We start from the raw sequence: 21,073 nt of genomic DNA, 5'->3' as shown, positions 1-21,073 counted from the left end.
AACTCGTCACAAAAGCCAAGATTCCAACGTAAAATCACATATCGACCAGTTGCGTCTGGTACACCACCGGCCCGGTGGGTTGCCCGGTGGGCGAGCCACCTTTCGGTTCAAGACTGATTGCCAATGAACGGCTCTTCAGCAATTCACGCACCTGCTCATTGCTGAGCGTAATCCGCAATTCAGCGCCCTCAGTGGGCAGAACAGTCAACGACACCGGCACACCGGATTCCGGCAATAACCAGAGCTCATAATCCTGCCCGGCTTCAGCGCTGACCGGCGGCAGGGCTTTCAGCGTCAGATGCTGATCACCAGCCGATGCGTTCATGACCCACAAGGGCTGGGCCTGCTCTGACTGCACCACCGCAACCAGACCCTGCCGGCCCTGCTCGGGGAGCGGCGTCCACACCAGCATGATCAACAGGCTGGCCATGGCCAGTAACGCACTCCAGCGCCAGAATCCCACGCCACGCTTGTCAGCAAGCGGCGCAGGTTCAGAAAACAGGCGCTGCTCTATCTGGTCCCATAGCTGCGCAGGGGGCTCGGTTTTGGGAAGACTATTGTTGAACGGTTCAAGACGGCGCTCCCAATACCACACCTGGCGACGCAGTCGCGGCGACTCCATCATCCAGTGCTCAAAACGCTTGCGCGCGGCACCCTGCAGTGTCCCCACCACATATTCGGAAGCCAGCGCCTGATTGCGCTCGAAGTGATCCGGTTTCATGAACCGAGACACCGTCTCAGCACCGACAGACCGCGACGCACCGCACTTTTGGTGGTACCCAATGGCTGCCCCATGGCTAACGCCAGCTCCTGATGCGTAAAGCCACGGTAGTAGGCCATCTCGATCGTGGAGCGATAACGCTCATCCAGATCCTTAAGGCAATCACTCAGCCGCTGCCGCTCGGAGTGGGCATCCGCCATCTCCATGGGCCCCGGCGCGTCACTCTGCTGGGTGGTTTCTACCTTTTCGAAATCCACGTGGTGACGACGCTTGCGCAACGCATCAAGACAACGATAACGCCCAATGGACATCATCCACGTGATTGGCGTGCCGCGATCCGCATGGTATTCACCCGCGTGATGCCACACCTGAATATAGGTTTCCTGCAACACGTCCTGTGCCTCGTCAGTGTTGCGCAGCAGATGCACGCACATGCCATATACCGCTGCACTGGTTTGCTGATACAGACAGGCGAACGATTGACGATCCCCCTGAGCGGATTTCGCCAGCAACGTTACCAGTCGTTCATTATCGCAATCCATAACCTGAACCTGAACGTGAGTAGAGCCTCAGTCATGACATTGCGCATGTTAGTGGTACGTGAATAACCCTGATCTGGATGCATAAAAAAACAAATTATTTTTTGCATCCGTTCTCGAGACCGGCGCGTAACTCCCTGAAGGAGCCTCCGAATAACTCCTTGCATGCTCAGTCTTTCAGGCTGGTTCGCAATCTAGGCGCGATTTTGAAGGTGTATGTCGATCCATCAAAAAAGCACAACAACGAGTGCGAACCAGCCTGGAAGACCCGGAGGGCGCGGCCTGAAGCGCCCATCTGCCGGGTCTTGTCTCTCGGAAAGGGAACCACCCTGACCATCGAGACAAGACCCAACAGCTGCACGCTTCAGGTCACGCTGAGTACGCAAGGAGTTATTCAGAGGCTCCTTAACGACAATCAAATAAGGGAGATTTGTCATGCAACGCCGCTCATTACTTCTACCTGCCACCTGCACCCTGGCAGCCATGCTGGCCAGCGCCGGCACCCTGGCGTCAAGCCACCGTGAAGCCCCCTTCATTACCGGCATGCCCAAAGTCGACGGCACCGACTTCTACATGTTTAACAGCTATGAAGCTGACCGCACCGGTTATGTGACGCTCATCGCCAACTACCTGCCGCTGCAGGATGCCTACGGTGGCCCGAATTACTTCTCTCTGGATGACGATGCCATCTACGAGATTCACATCGACAACACCGGGAACGCCCAGGAAGACATTACTTTCCAGTTCCAGTTCAACACCGAACGCAAAAACCTGACCGTTCCCGTTGGCGGCGTGGACGTGCCGGTTCCATTGATCAACATCGGCGCCATATCGGCAGCCAATAACGCCGCACAGAACGTGCTTGAAAGTTACACCGTAAAAATGATTACAGGCGATCGTAGAACAGGCACGGTACAGAACCTGACAGACGCCAACAGCGGCAGCACCTCGTTCGACAAACCCCTGGATAACATCGGCACCAAATCCATCGGCGACTACGAAACCTATGCCGAAACCTTTATTCATGATGTCACCATTCCTGACTGCCCCATGCCGGGCAAAGTCTTCGTTGGCCAACGTCAGGAAGGTTTTGTGGTGAACCTGGGTGAGGTTTTTGACCTGGTTTCCCTGAACCCGCTGGGAGCCCGTGATTCCCGCAGCAACACCATTGGCGACAAGAACATCACCAGTCTCGCCCTGGAAGTCCCAGCCTCATGTCTGACTGGCGACAACAGCGTGATCGGTGGCTGGACCACCGCCAGCATTCGCCAGGCGACGGTAATCAACCCTTCCCCCAAAGGTACGGCTACCACCTCCAGCGACAATGCTAAAGGCCCTGCGGTGAAAGGCGGCGCCTTTACCCAGGTATCCCGCCTCGGCAACCCGCTGGTAAACGAAGTCGTGATCGGGCTGCAGGACAAGGACCGTTTTAATGCCAGTGAGCCGAAGGACGACGGTCAGTTCGCCACCTATGTCACCAACCCGACGCTGCCGGCTCTGGTAGAAATTCTCTTCGGCGTGCCTGCACCGGAAACCCCGCGTAATGACCTCGTCACCGTGTTCCTTACCGGTGTACCCGGCGTGACCCAATTGCCCACGGTGACCGCCAGTGAAATTCTGCGCCTGAACACCGCTATTGCAGCCACCGCGGCAGGTTCTCAAGTCGATCTTGGCGTGGCCGGGGGCGACTTTGCCGGCTTCCCGAATGGGCGTCGCCCCATCGATGATGTGGTGGATATTGCGTTGACAGCGGCAGAAGGCTTCCTCTGCGGCGGTGACGTAAATGGCATGGCGGAAGGTGGGGAGATCGGTAACTGCGGTAACCAGAATAGCCAGGTGAATGGCGGGGCCATCGTCAATGACGGCGCTCTTCCTGATCCAGATGCTTACCTGACCGTCTTCCCCTACCTGAACACGCCGCTGCCCGGCGCCGATAACGTCGCCGCCATGCCCATGTAAGGAGGACACCATGCGATTCATCACGCTTTCCGCAATATCGATATCCGTGCTGGCCTTGTCCGCGTGCGGCGGTGACAACGACCGCCGCCCGGTGCAGATCCAGCCAGCTATCGATTACACCGCCTTTGTGAAGGTACAGCTGGCCAATACGCGAGACGATCGCGAACCGGTCAACATCAACCGGCTGCGCCTGATCGACCGAGACAGCAATAACCCGGAGGCCTATGACAGTGTCCTGGATACACCGAACCAGGCCAACTGATCGGGGGACGTGTCACCATCGCAACAGGATGGTGACACGTTTTTTTGTTGCCCTGTTCAGTCTGCTTGCCGGACTGGCCGGGGCGGCGCCCTACACGCCGGCCAGCGACGATCAAGTCCTTGCCGAACTGACTCCCGCCGAGCAGGCATTGGGACAGCCCGATCGTGCCGACAATGAAGCCGATGCAATACGCAAGGCACGCACCTATGTTGATTATGCCCGCCAGCAAGAAGACGCCCGATTTCTTGGCTATGCGCTGGCTACTCTTTCCCCCTGGTCTGACTCCTCCTCCCCTCCAACAGTCCTGTTGATGGCGGAAATAGAACTGCGCCAACATCAATTCGACAATGCCAGAGCCAGACTGCAATCACTACTGTCAAAACGCCCCGAACAGGGTCAGGGCTGGCTGATGCTGGCCAATCTGGAACGGGTTCAGGGACGTTTTGATGACGCGACCCATGCCTGCCGCCGCGGTGCAGGCAGCCTTTCTCCCGTTACCGTGGTGATATGCCAGGGCAGCATCCAGGCCGTCACCGGCAAACTGCCACAGGCATGGCAGACCCTGAACAGGCTGGCAGAGCAAGGCCTCGCCGCCCCCGGCAATGAACAGCGCTGGCTATATACCCTGCTGGCGGAAATGGCGATCCAGAAAGGTCTCCCGAACCAGGCCCAACGCCATATAGACATGGCCAGGCTGGTCGCACCTGACGATCCCTATCTGACCTACCTGCAAAGTGATGTGTGGCTGAAACAGGGTCACAACGACAAAGTGATTACCCGGCTACAGCACTGGCAGGAAAGAGAAAATGCCCTGCTGCGTCTCAGTATCGCCGGCCAGCGCAGTGGACATCCCGACGCCAGTCAGTGGCAACAGGCATATCAGAAGCGAATTGCAGCGGCACGACAATCCGGACGCGACATCCATCTGCGGGAACAGGCTCGCTTCCAGCTGGAAGTCACCGGGCAATATCTGGCAGCCCTGGCTAACGCCCGGGCCAACTGGGATCAACAGCGCGAGCTGCCGGATCTGCGTTTGCTGCTTGCCAGTGCCCGCACCAACAGCGACCCGGAAAGTCTGCAACTGGCCACGGATTTCATCCAACGCCACGAGATTCACGATGCCACCCTGCAACAGCTACAGGAAAACCAGCCATGAAACGACTGATTGTCTGCCTGTTGCTGGTGGTATCAGAACTGGCTCTGGCGCACAAACCCAGCGACAGCTACCTGCAACTGGAAAGCCGCGACGACAGCACCGTCATCACCGGGCAATGGGACATCGCCCTGCGCGACCTGAACCTGATATTGCCACTGGATACCAATCGGGATGGTCTGATCATGTGGGGCGAGCTGTTGGGCCAGCAACCCGCCATTGCCAGTCAGATACTGTCCACACTCACGGTTAATGCCATGACAGACAGGCAAACTGCCGATTGCCCACTAAGCCTCACTGGACTCCAGGTCAGTGACCATGTGGATGGCCGTTATGCCGCCCTGCATCTTCGCGGCAACTGCCCGATAGCACCACAGTTTCTTGAGGTGGATTACCAGTTTCTGTTTGCTCAGGATCCGGAGCACCACGGCCTGCTCAAACTACGTCATAACGATGATGTTCTGACCGCCACCTTCAGCGATGGACAACGACAACAGCAACTCAGTCAGGACAGTGTCTGGCAATCGTTCCAGGGATTTATTGGACAAGGCATCCACCATATCCTGATCGGTTATGACCACATCCTGTTCCTGCTCACCCTGCTGTTCCCCGCCGTGCTGGTCTGGCGTACCGGTGGCTGGCAACCCGCCCCAAGCATGACCATGGCACTGGGCCAGACCCTGTCCATCGTCACCGCGTTCACCCTGACCCATTCCCTGACACTGGCCCTGGCCACACTGGGCATCATCTCGCTGCCATCCTGGCTGGTGGAATCCGCCATTGCGGCTACCGTGGCCATCGGTGCGGTGGCCAATCTGCTGCCCCGCTTCTTCCCGAGACGCTGGGTAATGGCCTTCGTGTTCGGTCTGATCCACGGGCTGGGTTTCGCCTCAGTACTGGCCGATCTTGGCCTGACCAGCAGCGGTATATTCCTACCCTTGCTGGGCTTCAACATCGGCGTGGAACTGGGGCAGGTGGCCATCGTCATGGTCTTTGTTCCGATTGCCTATCTGATGCGGCAGACCCATTTCTATCAACGGATCTTCGTGCCGGCCGGATCACTGTCGATCATGGTGCTGGCAGGGGTATGGCTGGTGGAGCGACTGGCGTAACGAGTTTCGAGTTTCGAGTTTCGAGTTTCGAGTTTCGAGTTTCGAGTTTCGAAGAGAAAAACCCACGCAAACCGAAAGCCAAAGGTTTTTGTTTAACGCTTTTGATTTTCGAAACTCGCAACTCGCCCCACCATGGAAGACCCGATTTCTGCGTGCCGCGTGTTGCATGTTGCGTGATGCAGCCGCAGAGCGGCCACAAAAAAGCCGCCCCGGTTTCCCGGGGCGGCTTTTTATCAAGCTGAAGTCGCGGCGCGGAAGCCGCGTTTAAACTTTCAACTGGTCTTACAGCACTTCAACGATAGTAGCGTTGGCAGTACCGAGACCTTCACAGATCGCCAGCAGGCCGTACTTGCCACCACGACGCTTCAGTTCGTAGATCAGAGTACCCATCAGCTTGGTACCAGTGCCACCCAGCGGGTGACCCAGCGCTTGGGCGCCACCATTCACGTTCAGCTTCTCGTAGTCAGCACCGATAGCCTTCATCCACGCCAGCGGTACGGAGCCGAACGCTTCGTTCACTTCATACAGGTCGATGTCGCCGATGGTCATGCCGGCCTGGGCCAGCACTTTCTCGGTGGCCGGAATCGGGCCTTCCAGTACCATGGTCGGATCGGAACCCACTACTGCCATGGAGTGGATACGGGCCAGCGGAGTCAGGCCGTATTCTTTAAGGGCCTTCTCGCTGACGATCATCAGGGCAGAAGCACCGTCAGTGATCTGGCTGGCGTTAGCCGCACTGATGTAACCGCCTTCTACCAGCGGGTTCAGGGACTTGATGGCGTCCAGGTCAGCTTCCCAACGGATACCTTCGTCCACCACGTGCTCTTCCTGGGAACCATCTTCCAGGGTCACGGTGATCGGAACGATTTCTTCCTTGAAGCGACCGGCTTCAGTGGCAGCAGCACCACGCTTGTGGGAATCGTAGGCGAACTGGTCCAGCTCGGGCTTGGTCACGCCGTACTTTTCGCACATGCGCTCAGCGCCATTGAACTGGCTGAAGTTCTCGCCGGGGTAACGCTCGCTGATCACCTGACCATCGAACGGGGTGCCCATTTCCTTCACGGCCACGGCCGGGGAACCGATCGGCACCTGGCTCATGGATTCCACACCACCGGCGATGATCACGTCCTGGGTACCGCTCATTACCGCCTGGGCAGCAAAGTGGATGGCTTGCTGGGAAGAACCACACTGACGATCAATGGTCACGCCCGGTACGGATTCCGGCAGGCAGGAGCTGAGGATGGAGGTACGCGCCACGTTGAAGGTCTGCGGACCGATCTGGCTCACACAGCCGTAGATCACGTCATCCACTTTCTCGGCCGGTACACCGGTGCGCTCGATCAGGGCGTCAATAACCTTGCCGCCCATGTCTGCCGGGTGAGTCTTGCTCAAACGACCGTTCTTCTTGCCACCTGCGGTACGTACCGCGGATACGATATATGCTTCTGCCACCTGGGCCTCCTCAATCTTTCTGACTGATTACCACGGGAAATATGGCTTGCAGGCTACGACCTGACCGCGATCTTCTCAATGACGCTTTTGCACGCCACACCGCCATTCCGGTCAGGTCATCAGTGGCTATGAGCCCTGCAGGGCCTCCTCGACAAAATCCAGCCGATCCTGACCGAAGAACATTTCATTGCCCACAAACAGGGTCGGCGCACCGAACACGCCACGCCTCACCGCGTGCTCGGTATTTTCCTTAAGGCGGGCCTTCACATCCTCATCGGCCGCCTGAGCCAGCCAGAAATCAGCCTCCAGCCCGGCACTGGACAGCACTTCGGCGACCACCTCGGATTCGGACAACTTACAGGGCGAGCGCCACATGGCATCGAACAGGGCCTGCACCAGAGTCTTCTCCTGATCATGTCCTTGAGCCGCGGCGAGAATGCGCATGGGCAGCAGGGTGTTGACCGGGAAATGGGGATTGAAGTTCAGTGGTACCTGATAGCGCTGAGCGAACCGGCCAAGATCGCGAAGCATGTACTGCCCTTTGGCGGGCACCGCCGCAGGCGGATTGTTACCGGCAGCCTTGAATACCCCGCCCAGCAACATCGGAGTAAGGAGCAAATCAGCGTCGTTTCTCTGACACAATGCCGGCAACTGGCTCCAGGCTAGATAAGCCGCCGGGCTTCCCACATCAAACAAAAACTCTACTTGCTGACCCATACCTCTCTCCTCGCAGCGCACAGCGCAAATAAAACAGTGAACAGTGAACAGTGAACAGTGAACAGTGAACAGTGAACAGTGAACAGTGAACAGTGAACAGTGAACAGTGAACAGTGAACAGTGAACAGTGAACAGTGAACAGTGAAGGCTGCCCGACCGGCATAACCTGTCAAGTATTTGTTTTGCTTTTTCCTTGTCTTTTAAACGCAAAAAGGCCGCGCCAAAAACACGGTCGCGGCCTCCTTCCTGGAAGTAACAACAACGCGCTATCGCGCCGCTGTTCACTATTCACTGTTAACTATTAACTGCTGTTTTTTCAGCAACCCCAACACCTTCTCCCGCAGCCACCCATGAGCCGGGTCGCCGCTCTGGTCTCGATGCCAGTACAGGTGCATTTCCAGATCGCTAAGCTCGGCAGGCAACGAACGGACCGTCATGCCTTCACGGGACAAGCGTCCCGCCAGCGTGGCCGGCAGGGACAGCAGCAGGTCGGTTTGCTGGACGGTACTGATGGCCGCCTGGTAATGCTGACAACGCATACGGATATGACGCCGGTAGCCCAGCCGTGCCAGGCCGAAATCTTCCAGACCCGGCCCCTCACGGCGGGAAGACACCAGCACATGCTGTGCAGCAAGGTAGGCTGGCAGGTCCATGCCCTGCGCCAGCGGATGCCCCTCGCGCATCATCACCACCATGGGGCCGGACAGCACCGGCACATGCTCGATGGTTTCCGGCATGGCCAGCATCACATCGCAGGCCAGATCCAGCCTGCCGCTGGCCAGCTCCGTGGCCATCTGCCGCCGGCGGATAGTCAGGGATTGCAACTTGATACCCGGCGCCTCGCTCATCACCTGCGCCATCAAGGGCGGAAGCAGGCAACCCTCCAGACCGTCACGCAGGCCCAGCACGAAGGTCCGTTCGGCTTCCGTTGCATCAAAGCCCCCCTCATCACTCAGGCAACGCTGGAACCCACCCAGTGAATGACGCACAGGGCTGATCATGGCCCGTGCCCGTGCCGTAGGCACCATCCGGCTGCCCTGACGCACGAACAGGGGGTCATCGAGACGGTCACGCAGGCGCCCCAGGGCATGACTGACCGCAGGCTGGGTCAGGTTCAGCACCTTGGCCGCCCGGGTCAGGGACCCCTCGGTATAGATGGCATCAAAGACCACGAAGAGGTTCAGATCAAAACGCGAAACATGCATGAAATTTATCAATTTCCATGTCGTTAATTCATTGGATTTATTGAAACCTGCTTACTAGCATCGGTCAATGGATAGCTGCATGACGCCGGATGCCTGACGCTGGACGCCCGGCCTGCGGCCGAAACCCCGCAAACACAGGACAAATCATGGGCCAGAACTCGCAACGTATCTTGATCACCGGTGGTGCCTCCGGGCTGGGGCGCGCCATGGCTGAGGCCTGGGCCAGAGACGGCGCCCGGGTGTTTATTGGTGACGTGAATGAAGAACGCGGCCGGGAAACGGTGCAGGCCCTGTCAGCTCTGCCCGGCACGGTGGAATTCCAGTATCTGGATGTGCGCGACCCGGCCAGTTTCAACCAGGCCCGGGAATGGCTGGAGCAAAACTGGGGCGGCCTGGATGTGCTGGTCAACAATGCCGGCGTGGCGGCGGCGGCCCGCATCGACCGGGGCGACATGGCCGACTGGGACTGGATTTTCGACATCAACGTGAAAGGTCCGGTGCGCGGCTGCAAGGTGTTCGTGCCAATGATGAAGCGGCAGGGCCATGGCCATATCGTCAACATTGCCTCCCTCGCCGGTCTGGTCAACGCACCCGCCATGGCCAGCTATAACGTGACCAAGGCCGGAGTGATCTCCCTGTCGGAAACCCTGCGCAACGAGCTATCCATCCACAATATCCACTGCACCGTGGTATGCCCCGGCTTTTTCCGCACCAACCTGCACGAATCGGTGCGCTCTCCCGAACCGGGCATGATCGAAATGGTGGACAAGCTGTTGTCCAGCGATGAGCTGACCGCCGGGCAGATTGCCGACATGATCAAACAGGCGGTTGCACGCAACCAGTTCCTGCTGATTCCCCACAAGAGCGCGCGACGAGCCTGGTTCATCAAACGTTTTGTCCCTGCACTTTTCCGCCGCGTAATGCGTGACAGCGCCAACCGCATGGAACGCCAACTGAAGAAAGCGGAATCGCGCTGATGCCGGTGATTTACCTGATCCGCCATGGCCAAGCCAGTTTTGGCAAACCGGACTATGACAAGCTTTCCGACAATGGCTGGGAGCAAAGCCGGCTGCTGGGCCGGGCCATGCAGAACCAGGATCTCGGTGTCCCTTTGGCCCTGTGCGGCACCATGCGCCGGCACACCGAAACCGCCGAGGCCACCCTCACCGAACTGGGTCTGCCGGCACAATGGCGCACCGATACCGGCTTCAACGAATACAACCACAAGGAAATCCTGGCGCTGGACTGGCCTCTCGCCGCAGACCATACCGCGGTGACCAAATGGCTGATGCAACAGGAGCAGCCGCGCAAGGTATTCCAGAACCGCTTTGAGCAAGCGGTACGCCGCTGGCAAAAGGGCGAGGACGACTACTCGGAAAGCTGGCCCCAGTTCCGCGAACGGGTACTGGCCAGCACCTACAGTCTGGGCAATAGTCTCAGCAAAGGAGACAGCGCCCTGGTGTTCACCTCTGGCGGCGCCATCAGTGTGATCATCCAGCACCTGATGAACCTGGAAGACGACGCCCTGCTGACCTGGAATCGCACCCTGATCAACGCCAGCGTGACGCGGCTGGTTGTGAACGCCGGGGCATTGCGGTTAGTGTCAGTCAACGAACATTTGCATCTGCCGACGGAGCAGGTGACGTATAGATAAGCGGCAAGCTACAAGCTTCAAGCTGCAACGCGCTAAAGGACGGAATAATTTGAAATCCTTCAGCCCGCGCCGCAAGCCAAAATCGCGGGTACAGAATGGCAGCTTCACCCTTCATTCGTCGCGTTGCAGCTTGTAGCTTGTAGCTCTGCCTTTGGTTCGCATTTCAATGCGACACCCCGCACCCATCTGAACTTCTGGAGAAATAACCATGCCCGTCCGCAAGAACATCCTGATCACTGGTGCCAGCTCCGGGCTTGGCGAAGGCATGGCGCGGATATTTGCGGCCAGGGGGCGCAACCTGGCCTTGTGCGCACGGCGCATGGACCGGCTGGAGAAACTGAAAGCGGAGCTGGAAGAAAAACATACCGACATTACCGTCCTGATCAAGCCGCTGGACGTGGCGGATTATGATCAGGTGTTTGCGGTATTCGATGCGTTCCGCACCGAGCTGGGCAGCATCGACCGGGTGCTGGTGAATGCCGGCATGGGCAAGGGCCAACCCATCGGTACAGGCTACTTCTATGCCAACCGCCAGACAGCGGAAGTGAACTTCGTGGCGGCACTGGCACAGATGGAAGCGGCCATGGAAATTTTCCGGGCGCAGAACAGCGGGCACCTGGTGGTAATTTCATCCATGAGCGCCATGCGCGGCATGAAGAAGAACCTGACCACCTATGCCGCCACCAAGGCCGGCATCGCCATGCTGGCCGAAGGCCTGCAAATGGAACTGGCCGGCACCCCCATCAAGGTCACCACCCTGTTCCCCGGCTTCATCCGTTCCGAGATCAATGAAAAGCTCAAGAACACCCCCTTCATTGTGGATACCGAAACCGGCTGCAAGGAACTGGTAAAAAACATCGAAAAGGAAGTGATGCACGCCGCGGTACCGGCCTGGCCCTGGCGCCCCATGGGCTTTGCCATGCGCAACTTCCCGCTGAAGATTGTGGACAAATTGATGGGATGATTGAGAGCAGTTAATAGTTAACAGTGAATAGTTAATAGCGGCGCGATAGCGCGTTATTGGTGTTTCAACGTAAGAGGCCGCGCCCAAGCTTTGGGCGCGGCCTCCTACGTTAAAGACACAAGAAAATGGTTCGCGAGCTGTTCACTATTCACTGTTAACTGTTAACTGCCTTAATCAATCGGGCCGGGGGTCTTGCGCTTCTTGACGGTGGCGAAGCCGCCCTGGGTGTCCGGGGCGGCGGGGCGGCTGCTACGGGGGCCGCCGGCTTTCTTGGGCGATACCTTTTTCTTCAGCGGCTTCTTGCCGCCTTTCTTGGCATCGGTTTTTTTCTTCAGCTTTTTCTTCTTGCTGCCCGCGGCCTTGCCGTTGGCTTTCAGTTTCTTCGGGCCGAGAAACTTGCCTTTCAGCTCTTCGACAATGCGGAACTCGAAATTCTGCCGAAGGTAACGCTGGATACTCGCCATCAGATTCCATTCGTGGGCAGGAATCAACGAGATCGCAGTGCCTTCGCCCCCGACCCGGCCAGTACGACCGATACGGTGAACGTACTCATCGCCGCTGCGCGGCATGTCGAAGTTGATCACCAGATCGAGGCCATCCACATGAATACCGCGCGCCGCCACATCAGTGGCCACCAGCACGCGCACACCGCCATCCTTGAGGCGATCCATGGCCAGCTTGCGATCCTTCTGGTCTTTCTCGCCGTGGAGCACGAACACCTTCAAGCTTGGCGTACGCAATACGCCACCGAGACGATCCGCCTGCTCACGGGTGTTGGTAAAGATCACTGCCTTGTCATAGGTCTCGTGGGCCAGCAACCACTGCACCAGCCGTTCCTTGTGGGCCACATCATCCACGGTGATGATCTGCTGACGAATGGATTCGTTGAGATCACGCACGGTATCGAGCAACAGAAACTTTGGCTCACGCAGCACGTTCTGTGCGACACGGTCCATGGCATTGCCGCCACGGGTGGCCGAAAACAACAGGGTCTGCCGCTCCTCCGGACACAGCGCCGCCAATCGCAGTACGTCGTCACTGAAGCCCATGTCCAGCATGCGATCGGACTCATCCAGAACCAGTACTTCCAGATCGCCCAGCAGCAGGTTGCCCGCTTCCAGATGCTCAAGAAGACGCCCCGGCGTGCCGATCAGGATTTCGGGATTGCGGCGCATGTTGGCGGCCTGCACCTTGAAGTCTTCGCCACCGGTGACCAGTTCAGCCTTGATGAAGGTATAACGGGCCAGCGCTTCTACCTGCTTGAGTGTCTGCTGGGCCAGTTCCCGGGTGGGCAGCAGAATCAGGGCGCGGGTGTCGGTACGCGGGCGGGAGTGCTGCAGCAGGCCATTCAGCAACGGCAGCAGGAAGGCCGCGGTCTTGCCGCTACCGGTACGGGCGATCACCCGCAGATCATGTCCCGCCAGTGCCTCGGGAATGGCAGATGCCTGAACCGGGGTGGGTTCAGTGATATCCATTTCGGACAAGGCGCGCACCAGGCGCTCGTGGAGATTGAGGTCGGCAAAGGTGGACATGGGATTCGGCTCCGGTGTTGAGGGGGCATTGTAGCGGGTATCGCCGGTGAAGGCTTGCTAAACGCACCTCACCATCCACATGAGCCCAGCTGAAGGAGGGAAGTATCGAGTTGCGAGAAGCGAGTTTCGAAAACCCTGCTCCACTGTCATCTACTAGCGGTTTTCGCTTTTCGAAACTCGCTTCTCGTCACTCGCAACTCATCTCACACCATTGCCCCAGCAACGGGCGCAGCGGAGGAACATCAGACATCGCGGCCGCAAGGAGGTGAGCGGGACGGATGACTGGCGTTCCTGCTTCAGGCTATTCGTCTGCCACCCAGGCAAAACGAGGAATGACTTCCCCCTCCTTTTCCACCGTCTCGACGAACATGCTCAACGGCCTGACCCAGAGCGCCCGGTCGCCGTAGAGCGGGTAGTAGACCACCAGGGTTTCTTCGGTTTCTGAATGAGTGGCCAGGCCGATGACCTGATAATCGTTGCCTTTGTAATGGCGGTAGCGGCCCGGTTTGACGTCGCTCACTTCATGCTCCTCTTGCCAGACGCTCGGCGATGGCCGCCAGCACCTGGGGGTTCCAGGGCAGCCCCACATGGGTGCCTTTGACTTCCACATTTTCGGTGGTCGGGCCGTCATTCTCCAGACAGCAGCGCCAGCTCACAATGCCATCTTCGCGGGTATAGATGGCCGTACAGGGCACCGGCGGTGCCACGATACGCTCACGAAAAGCCTCATGATCCGGGTTGTGCTGCGGGTTGAGCCAGCGAAACAGCGCACTGACGTTGTTGGCATCCGGATCGTGATTGATCGGGCTGCCCAGGGTAAACACCTGACTCACCTGCTCCGGGAAGGCCCTTGCCAACTCACGGGCAAACACTCCACCGAGACTCCAGCCCACCAGCGCCACCGGCCTTTCATGGCGGGCCTTGATGGCTTGAAGATGGGTGACCAGCAACTCCCGGCGCTGACGATTCATGCCGGTATTGGTGCCCTGGGCCCAGCCATAGCTGCTGTAGCCCAGCCGGGCCAGACTGCGCCGTAACGGCCGGGTGCTCACATCACTGGCACCGAAGCCCGGCAACACCAGTACCGGCTCGCCATTTCCGACAGGTAGCTGCCGGTGCCCCAAGCCCTTTACCAGATAGCGCCCATAGGCCAGCATGGCCCGGCTTTCGCCCAGCAACAGCCGCAAGGCCGGGGGTGACAGCTTCTCGGTCATGGTCCTGCTCCGCATTCGTTCATCACAGCAGGGATGGTACCCTGTGCAAAAAACCGTTAAATAGCGCTACTGACGATTGGCCCAACCGAACACTCCCGCCGGCAGGCGGTCACAAGGACCAGCATCAACACCATCAAGAGGACCTTATGCAGAAAACCCTGGTTATCCTGATTTCCCTGTTCCTGCTGTGCAGCACCAGCCAGGCCATGGCGCGCAAGAGCGAAGAGAGCAAGAACGTGTTCGGCTGGGTGGAGAGGACCACCCTGATGCCCTGGGGCGTGAAGCTGAAAGCCAAACTGGACAGTGGCGCCCTGACCTCTTCCCTGCATGCCACCGATGTGGAGATTTTTGAAAAGGATGGCGACAAGTGGGTGCGCTTCACCGTGAATGTGAAAGATCAGGCCACCGGCAAGAAAGTCTCGAAGACGTTTGAAAAGCCCCGCTATCGCCGGGTACTGATTCGCGGCGCGGGAGGTGAAGACCGCCGCCCGGTCGTGCTGATGCAGCTGTGCATGGGCGACACCATCTATGAAGAGCAATTCACTCTCAACGACCGCTCGGACATGATCTATCCGGTCCTGCTCGGCCGCCGCACCCTTGCCCATCTGGGGTACCTGGACGTGACCGAAACCTTCCTCCACGAACCGGAATGCACCGACAAGTCACCGATCAAGCGGCACAAGGAAGAGGATTGAATAACGCAACACGCATCACGCTGCACGCAACAACGCGGTTAAGGGTCGTCCCGGAAAATGAGCCATGCCCGCGCCCTGAGTCGGGGCGCGGGTAGATAGCCAGAATAAACAAGAAAAGTGATTCGCGTTGTTGCGTGATGCGTGATGCATGTCGCGGCCTGTTAAGCCGGATTTACCTCGAAATACCCCAGCAACACATCCAGTGCCTCACGTAGCACACTTCCCTGCAGGCTGATGCGGGCTTCCAGTTCGGCCACTGCGTCATCCGCATCCAGGCTGTCGATGTTTTCCTGCAGCAGATCCAGCGCCTTGATGCGCTTGATCTCCAGCTTGTCGTTCACGTCCAGCTCCAGGTTGTCCTGCCAGGCCAGGTTGATGCGGGTCACCACCATGCCGGTTTCCAGGTGGGCGAGGATTTCTTCTTGGCCCAGATCCACAGCGGTAAATTTCACCGCCGCCCCTTCATCCTTCACGCCTTTCAGTTCACAGCGGTCGCCCAGGGTAAACCCTTCCGGCAGCAGCTTGGTGTCGCGCAGCCAGTTACTGAAGCTGGTGTAGGGCGCCGAGTTGGGGGCCGGGTAAGCCACTGGCAGGGTGCCAATGGCCTTGCGCAGGCAGGCCACCACTTCTTCGGCTCGGGTGGCGGAAGAGGCATCCACCAACACCCGCTTGCGCTGGGTATCGATCAGCAGGTTGGTACGACGGGAGCGGGTAAACGCCCGCGGCATCAGCTCGAAGGTGATCTGCTCTTTCAGCTCGGCCTTCTCCTTGCGGCCCACCTTGCGGCCTTCCTCTTCCTGGATGTACTCCACCTTCTCGTCCAGCAATTCCTTGATCACCGGCCCCGGCAGCAGGCGCGAGGTTTCCTGATAGGTGCAGTAGATGAAGCCGTCCACCGCGTAGGCCATCGGGTCCTGCCCCTTCAAAGGCGGCACAAAGCCCTCTGAGCGAAGCGTCTGGCTACCACAGGGCTGGCAGCGATTATTGGAGAGAATCTCGTCCAATTCGGCCACAGAGAAGGAAAAGGGCTCGTCGCCCAGATACACAATCAGGTTCTTGATCCACATAGTCTTGTATCCAATAGCCGGGGCGAGAAAAGGCGCCACCAAAACACGGAGGGTCGGCCACAGTAGCGAAATGCCCAGCGCGCCTCAAGCAATATGGCGACAACTGATCAGCAAACCGGCAGACGTCTGGCCTGTCATGACAGCCGCATCTGTGGCATCAATAGGCAGTCATCAGAATCAGGAGGCCCCATGGATTATCTGCGCACCCCGGACAGCCGCTTTGAACGCCTGCTGGATTACCCCTTCGCCCCTCATTACCACGATGTGGGCGGCCTGCGGATGCACTATCTGGATGAGGGGCCCATGGACGCCAAACCGGTGCTGATGCTGCACGGCGAGCCGTCCTGGTCTTACCTGTATCGCCACATGATCCCGATCTGTACTGCCGCCGGACACCGGGTCATCGCACCGGACCTGATCGGCTTCGGCAAGTCCGACAAGCCCACCGATATGGATGCCTACAGCTACCAGAGCCACCTGGACTGGCTGCTTGCCTTGTTGACGCATTTGCAGCTGCAGGACATCACCCTGGTGTGCCAGGACTGGGGATCTCTGCTGGGGTTGCGACTGGCCGCGGAGCATCCGGATCGCTTTCGGGCCATTGTGGTGGGCAATGGCATGCTGCCCACCGGTGACCAGAAAGTGCCCACTGCCTTTCATCTGTGGAAGAATTTCGCCATCTACAGCCCACTGTTTCCCATTGCCCGGATCATCGACAGCGGCACCTTCCGCAAGCTGGGGCCGGATGAGCGCCGCGCCTACGATGCCCCCTTCCCCAACCGGAAATACAAGGCGGGCGCCCGGGCCTTTCCGAAACTGGTGCCGGTGACGCCGGACGACCCCGCCAGCGACGCCAACCGCGCCGCCTGGCAAGTGCTGGAGCAGTGGGACAAACCGTTTCTGACCACATTCAGTAATGGTGATCCGATTACCCGTGGAGGCGACCGCTACATGCAGGAGCGTATTCCGGGCGCTCAGGGACAAGCGCACCAGACGCTGGTGGGTGGGCATTTTCTTCAGGAGGATTCGCCGGTGGTGTTCGCCCGGGCGATCAACGAACTGCTTGCCGGACTGGACTAGCCGGCAAGCCAGACGACTCAGCCAACGATGGCCGCGACACTGCCGAAACAATACTCCACCCGGTTTCGGCCCCCGGCCTTGGCGCGGTAAAGCATTTCATCGGCGCGGGTGATCAACTGGTGGCCATCCGCTTCTTCATCCGGATCCCAGGTCACCACCCCGAAACTGGCCGATACCGGCAGCGGTGAACCATCAGCCAGAATGACCGGCGAGGCTTCGATACTGGTCCGGCAACGCTCCACCACCCGGCGGGCGCCGAGCTGCTCGGTTTCCGGCAACACCAGCACAAACTCTTCCCCGCCAATCCGGCCGACGGCATCTGTCTCGCGCAGGTTACCCTTTAGCACCGAGGCCACTTTCACCAATACCTCATCACCCACCCCATGACCGTAGGTGTCGTTGATGCGCTTGAAGAAATCCAGATCCAGCAGACAGACACTCAGGGGCCGGCCACTGCGACGGGCCCGCGCCACTTCATGATTCAAGCGGCAGAACAGTTCACGGCGATTGGAAAGACGGGTGAGCGGATCGCGCAGGGCCTGATCGCGCACCTGCGCCTCGCGGTAGGCCCAGCGTCCCAGCAACAGCGCCACCAGGGTGATCACCGCAGCAATGAAGGGCACCATGAACGCCACGGTGCTGCCCACCCAGTAATAGGAGAGTAATTCCTGGGAAATCGGGTACTTGCTGAAGTAGATCGCATGGGCGCTGTAGCCCTGCACCGACAGCCAGGCCAGCGCCAGCACCACCAGCACCGCAAAGGCGAAATTCCAGGCCACCCGGCGAAAGCCGAACAGGATAAAGCCCACCAGCGGCGAGCCCATCAGCACCATGCCGGTCATGGGACTGTAGAGTCCGAACGTCCAGCCCAGCAACAGGTAGCCCACCGCAAAGAAGGACATGAAAACAGCAGGATAAAACGAGGAGTGACGATCAGATCGACGCAGCAAGACACCCCAGATAACCAGTCCAATCCAGCCAGCCTGATTGAACAGCATCACCTGATTCATCACGTCGATGCCTTCCGCAGACAGGAACTCATCCGCAAAGGCCGTGAAATTCACGGTGAACAGGTGCCAGGCAAAAATGAAGCTCATGTAGCCCCACAGCAGCAACGACAGCAACAAACACTTGTCCCTGTCGCTCCAGTCGAGCAAACGTACAATCGCCATGAGTCTTGCTGATTTTCTTTTCATTATCCGGCGAGACCTGGTTCACACTAACAACTCCATTATGGCAGTTTCAGCGCGGGTCTCGACCTGCCCGGACAGCGTCCGTACCGGACAGGCGACCGGTAGTCGGATATTTCAGTGTCTCACCGACTCATTCGTAGCTCAGATGGGTGGCCTTGCCGCGGAACACCCGGTAGATGAACACCGTATAGGCCAGAATCATGGGCAACGCGATCACTGCTCCCCAGAAGGTAAACAGCAGAGATTCCGTGGCCGAGGCGGCATCCCAGATCGACAGTCGACCCAGCACCACATCCGGGAACAGGCTGTAAGCCAGACCAATACTCGCCAGCACACAGATCACGATCAGCGCCAGAAACGCCAGCCAGCCATAACCATTGTCGAGAATCTGGCGGCTGTTGAAGATCCAGATCAACCCGGCATATGCCAGACCGGTGGCAATGGGTATCGGCATCAGGCCGATGGCATTGGGCAGGGTGAACCACTTGTCCGCGATGGTTTCACTCACCAGCGGGGTGGCAATGGACACCAGCAACAGGAAAGCCCCCATGGGCCAGACCGCCAACCGCCCCCAACGGGCCGCCTTGTGGAACAGCTCCCCTTCCGTCTTGATCAGTAACCAGGCTGCGCCCAGCATGATGTAGAGCGCCGGCAGGGCGAGACCGATCAGTACCGCGAACAGGGTGCTGGTGGTGTCCCCGGTGAGGCCGGTGACGTAGGCACCCAGCATCCAGCCCTGGCACACCGACGCCACCAGTGAACCAATGGCAAACAGGCGGTTCCACATGGCCTTGTGCTGGTCGCCGGCCTTGACCCGGAAATCAAACGACACCCCGCGCAGGATCAGCCCCATCAGCATGATGGTCACCGGCAGGTAGAGCGACGTCAGAACAATGCCGTGGGCCTGGGGAAAGGCAATCAGCAGGATCCCCACGCCCAGTACGATCCAGGTTTCGTTGGCATCCCAGAACGGCCCGATGGCCGCCACCATGACATCCTTTTCCTGATCGGAGGCGAACGGCAGCAGCATGCCGATGCCCAGATCGTAGCCATCCAGTACCACATAGATGAGTAGTGCCAGCCCCATGGCGCCGGCAAAGAACAACGGAAGCCAGTATCCAAGATCCATCATGCGTCTCCTTCCAGGCGTTCTGCGTTCATCAGTTGCTGTTGAGGCAGCAGGGACAACGAGCGGGCCGGCTTGGTGGCCAGGTAGCGAAGCGCAGCGATGTAGGACACCAGCAGGAACGCATACAGCAGCACGTAACCAAACAGGGTTCCGGCCACCGTCGCACTACTGTGGTCGGCCACCACCTCCGCGGTTTTCAGCAAGCCATCCACGATCCACGGCTGACGGCCGATCTCGGTCACGTACCAGCCCGCCAGCACCGCCACCCAGCCGGAAAAGGTCATCACCGACAGGGCACGCAACAGCCAGGGGTGGTTGGCACTGCTGTCTTCCCGGGAACGGAACAGCCGCCACAGGGCCCACCATCCCACCAGCACCATCAGCATGCCGACGCCCACCATGATGCGAAACGACCAGAACACCGGCGCCACCGGCGGGTGCGCCCCTTCAAATTCATTCAGCCCCTTCAGTTCGCCATCCCACTCATGGGTGAGGATCAGGCTGGCCATGCCCGGTACCTTGATGGCCATGTGCGTGGTGCGAGCCTCTTCATCCGGAAAACCGAACAGGGTCAGCGGCGCATTGCGCTCGGTCTCCCAGATCCCTTCCATGGCAGCAATTTTGGCCGGCTGGTGCTCAAGGGTATTGAGGCCGTGCATATCCCCAATCCATACCTGCAGCGGCGCCAGCACCGCGGCCATGACCGCTCCGGTGCGCATCACTTTCCAGGTTGCCGGGCCATCCACCTGCTTCAGGGCCCGCCACGCACTGACCCCCATGATCAGGAAGGCCGCGGTGAGCAGCGAGGCATTGAGCATGTGCGCAAAGCGGTAGGGGAAGGAGGGATTGAAGATCACCGCCCACCAGCTCTCCACGAAGAACACCCCCTCCTCGATGCGGTAGCCCGCCGGGGTCTGCATCCAGGAGTTGAGGCTGAGAATCCAGAACGCGGAGAACGAGGTACCCACTGCGACCAGCGCCGTGGCAATCATGTGCATGCGATTGGACACCCGATCCTTGCCGAACAGCATGATGCCAAGGAAAGACGCCTCCAGGAAAAAGGCGGTGAGCACCTCATAGCCAAGCAGGGGCCCGGCGATATTCCCGGCCCGCTCCATGAAGCCCGGCCAGTTGGTACCGAACTGGAAACTCATGGTGATCCCGGACACCACTCCCAGCGCAAAGCTGAGAGCAAAAATCTTCACCCAGAAAAAATAGGCATATTCCCAGGCCTTGTCGCCGGACAGGGTGTAGCGCAGGCGAAAATAGAACAATACCCAGCACAGACCAATGGTGATGGTGGGAAACAGAATGTGAAAGCTGATGTTGGCGGCAAACTGCAGGCGCGCCAGCAGGAAGGGGTCAAACTCCATTCCATATCTCCTGTAGGAATATCCTTATAACCACACTATCAGACTTCTCCGA

21 protein-coding genes are annotated in these 21,073 nt (G+C 59.0%); 9 read left to right on the top strand and 12 right to left on the bottom strand.

The genetic code is table 11. The features are described from left to right. Positions 1–34: 34 nt before the first annotated feature. Both MWU49_RS13645 and MWU49_RS13640 read right to left on the bottom strand, forming a co-directional pair. Positions 35–721, bottom strand: a complete 687-nt coding sequence (locus MWU49_RS13645) for an anti-sigma factor (RefSeq protein ID WP_246973368.1) — start codon at positions 719–721, stop codon at positions 35–37. Then, on the bottom strand, positions 718–1,263 hold the full coding sequence (locus MWU49_RS13640) for a sigma-70 family RNA polymerase sigma factor (RefSeq protein WP_246973366.1): 546 nt from the start codon (positions 1,261–1,263) through the stop codon (positions 718–720). The genes MWU49_RS13645 and MWU49_RS13640 overlap by 4 nt, the downstream gene beginning before the upstream one ends. 432 nt (positions 1,264–1,695) lie before the next feature. On the opposite strand from MWU49_RS13640, the gene MWU49_RS13635 reads away from it, so the two are divergent. From MWU49_RS13635 to MWU49_RS13620, 4 genes are read left to right on the top strand one after another with little or no spacing between them, the layout of a single operon-like run. After that, positions 1,696–3,219, top strand: a complete 1,524-nt coding sequence (locus MWU49_RS13635) for a DUF4331 domain-containing protein (RefSeq protein ID WP_246973363.1) — start codon at positions 1,696–1,698, stop codon at positions 3,217–3,219. Between the two features lie 10 nt (positions 3,220–3,229). Next, entirely contained in the window at positions 3,230–3,481 is a 252-nt protein-coding gene (locus tag MWU49_RS13630; RefSeq protein ID WP_246973360.1) for a hypothetical protein, read from the top strand. Between the two features lie 28 nt (positions 3,482–3,509). Next, the gene (locus tag MWU49_RS13625) at positions 3,510–4,637 is read left to right on the top strand and encodes a hypothetical protein (protein WP_246973357.1); all 1,128 of its coding nucleotides are present in this window, start codon (positions 3,510–3,512) and stop codon (positions 4,635–4,637) included. Further along, positions 4,634–5,746, top strand: coding sequence for a HupE/UreJ family protein (locus MWU49_RS13620; RefSeq protein ID WP_246973354.1), 1,113 nt, complete (start codon positions 4,634–4,636; stop codon positions 5,744–5,746). The genes MWU49_RS13625 and MWU49_RS13620 overlap by 4 nt, the downstream gene beginning before the upstream one ends. A gap of 282 nt (positions 5,747–6,028) precedes the next feature. On the opposite strand, the gene MWU49_RS13615 is transcribed toward MWU49_RS13620, so the two are convergent. From MWU49_RS13615 to MWU49_RS13605, 3 genes are all read right to left on the bottom strand, one after another. After that, positions 6,029–7,198 (bottom strand): acetyl-CoA C-acetyltransferase, encoded by a 1,170-nt coding sequence (locus MWU49_RS13615; RefSeq protein WP_246973352.1) that lies wholly within the window; start codon positions 7,196–7,198, stop codon positions 6,029–6,031. A 126-nt stretch (positions 7,199–7,324) separates the two neighbouring features. Next, complete coding sequence (locus tag MWU49_RS13610) at positions 7,325–7,915, bottom strand: 2-hydroxychromene-2-carboxylate isomerase (protein WP_246973351.1); 591 nt, start codon at positions 7,913–7,915, stop codon at positions 7,325–7,327. A gap of 284 nt (positions 7,916–8,199) precedes the next feature. Further along, positions 8,200–9,120 carry a LysR family transcriptional regulator gene (locus MWU49_RS13605; protein WP_246973350.1) on the bottom strand — a complete coding sequence of 307 codons (921 nt, stop codon included), beginning with the start codon at positions 9,118–9,120 and terminating at the stop codon, positions 8,200–8,202. Positions 9,121–9,266: 146 nt separating this feature from the next. On the opposite strand from MWU49_RS13605, the gene MWU49_RS13600 reads away from it, so the two are divergent. The 3 genes from MWU49_RS13600 (at position 9,267) to MWU49_RS13590 (ending at position 11,738) form a co-directional block, all read left to right on the top strand. Further along, complete coding sequence (locus MWU49_RS13600) at positions 9,267–10,097, top strand: SDR family oxidoreductase (protein WP_246973349.1); 831 nt, start codon at positions 9,267–9,269, stop codon at positions 10,095–10,097. After that, positions 10,097–10,774 (top strand): histidine phosphatase family protein, encoded by a 678-nt coding sequence (locus MWU49_RS13595; RefSeq protein ID WP_246973348.1) that lies wholly within the window; start codon positions 10,097–10,099, stop codon positions 10,772–10,774. The genes MWU49_RS13600 and MWU49_RS13595 overlap by 1 nt, the downstream gene beginning before the upstream one ends. A gap of 208 nt (positions 10,775–10,982) precedes the next feature. Next, a complete protein-coding gene (locus MWU49_RS13590) occupies positions 10,983–11,738 on the top strand; it encodes an SDR family oxidoreductase (protein WP_246973347.1) in 756 nt (251 codons plus the stop codon). A 170-nt stretch (positions 11,739–11,908) separates the two neighbouring features. On the opposite strand, the gene MWU49_RS13585 is transcribed toward MWU49_RS13590, so the two are convergent. The 3 genes from MWU49_RS13585 to MWU49_RS13575 all read right to left on the bottom strand — a co-directional run bounded on the left by MWU49_RS13585 (position 11,909) and on the right by MWU49_RS13575 (position 14,484). Next, positions 11,909–13,270 carry a DEAD/DEAH box helicase gene (locus MWU49_RS13585; protein ID WP_246973346.1) on the bottom strand — a complete coding sequence of 454 codons (1,362 nt, stop codon included), beginning with the start codon at positions 13,268–13,270 and terminating at the stop codon, positions 11,909–11,911. 301 nt (positions 13,271–13,571) lie between these two features. Then, on the bottom strand, positions 13,572–13,790 hold the full coding sequence (locus tag MWU49_RS13580) for a DUF1653 domain-containing protein (RefSeq protein ID WP_246973345.1): 219 nt from the start codon (positions 13,788–13,790) through the stop codon (positions 13,572–13,574). Position 13,791: 1 nt separating this feature from the next. After that, a complete protein-coding gene (locus tag MWU49_RS13575) occupies positions 13,792–14,484 on the bottom strand; it encodes an alpha/beta hydrolase (protein WP_246973344.1) in 693 nt (230 codons plus the stop codon). 146 nt (positions 14,485–14,630) lie between these two features. On the opposite strand from MWU49_RS13575, the gene MWU49_RS13570 reads away from it, so the two are divergent. Beyond that, entirely contained in the window at positions 14,631–15,179 is a 549-nt protein-coding gene (locus MWU49_RS13570) for an ATP-dependent zinc protease (protein ID WP_246973342.1), read from the top strand. A 161-nt stretch (positions 15,180–15,340) separates the two neighbouring features. On the opposite strand, the gene MWU49_RS13565 is transcribed toward MWU49_RS13570, so the two are convergent. Continuing rightward, complete coding sequence (locus MWU49_RS13565) at positions 15,341–16,246, bottom strand: recombination-associated protein RdgC (RefSeq protein WP_246973340.1); 906 nt, start codon at positions 16,244–16,246, stop codon at positions 15,341–15,343. Positions 16,247–16,435: 189 nt separating this feature from the next. Here MWU49_RS13565 and MWU49_RS13560 point away from each other — a divergent pair, with 189 nt between their 5' ends. Beyond that, positions 16,436–17,326, top strand: a complete 891-nt coding sequence (locus MWU49_RS13560; RefSeq protein ID WP_246973338.1) for a haloalkane dehalogenase — start codon at positions 16,436–16,438, stop codon at positions 17,324–17,326. 17 nt (positions 17,327–17,343) lie between these two features. Here MWU49_RS13560 and MWU49_RS13555 read toward each other — a convergent pair whose 3' ends face one another. The 3 genes from MWU49_RS13555 to MWU49_RS13545 form a co-directional block, all read right to left on the bottom strand. Continuing rightward, positions 17,344–18,498 carry a GGDEF domain-containing protein gene (locus tag MWU49_RS13555; RefSeq protein WP_246973336.1) on the bottom strand — a complete coding sequence of 385 codons (1,155 nt, stop codon included), beginning with the start codon at positions 18,496–18,498 and terminating at the stop codon, positions 17,344–17,346. 151 nt (positions 18,499–18,649) lie between these two features. Next, the gene (locus tag MWU49_RS13550; protein WP_246973333.1) at positions 18,650–19,651 is read right to left on the bottom strand and encodes a cytochrome d ubiquinol oxidase subunit II; all 1,002 of its coding nucleotides are present in this window, start codon (positions 19,649–19,651) and stop codon (positions 18,650–18,652) included. Next, on the bottom strand, positions 19,648–21,021 hold the full coding sequence (locus tag MWU49_RS13545; protein ID WP_246973331.1) for a cytochrome ubiquinol oxidase subunit I: 1,374 nt from the start codon (positions 21,019–21,021) through the stop codon (positions 19,648–19,650). The genes MWU49_RS13550 and MWU49_RS13545 overlap by 4 nt, the downstream gene beginning before the upstream one ends. Between the last annotated feature and the right edge of the window lie 52 nt (positions 21,022–21,073).

This window comes from Alcanivorax sp. S6407, from assembly GCF_023016115.1.
Classification (GTDB): domain Bacteria; phylum Pseudomonadota; class Gammaproteobacteria; order Pseudomonadales; family Alcanivoracaceae; genus Alcanivorax.
This window is presented reverse-complemented; position numbering and strand designations above follow the sequence as displayed.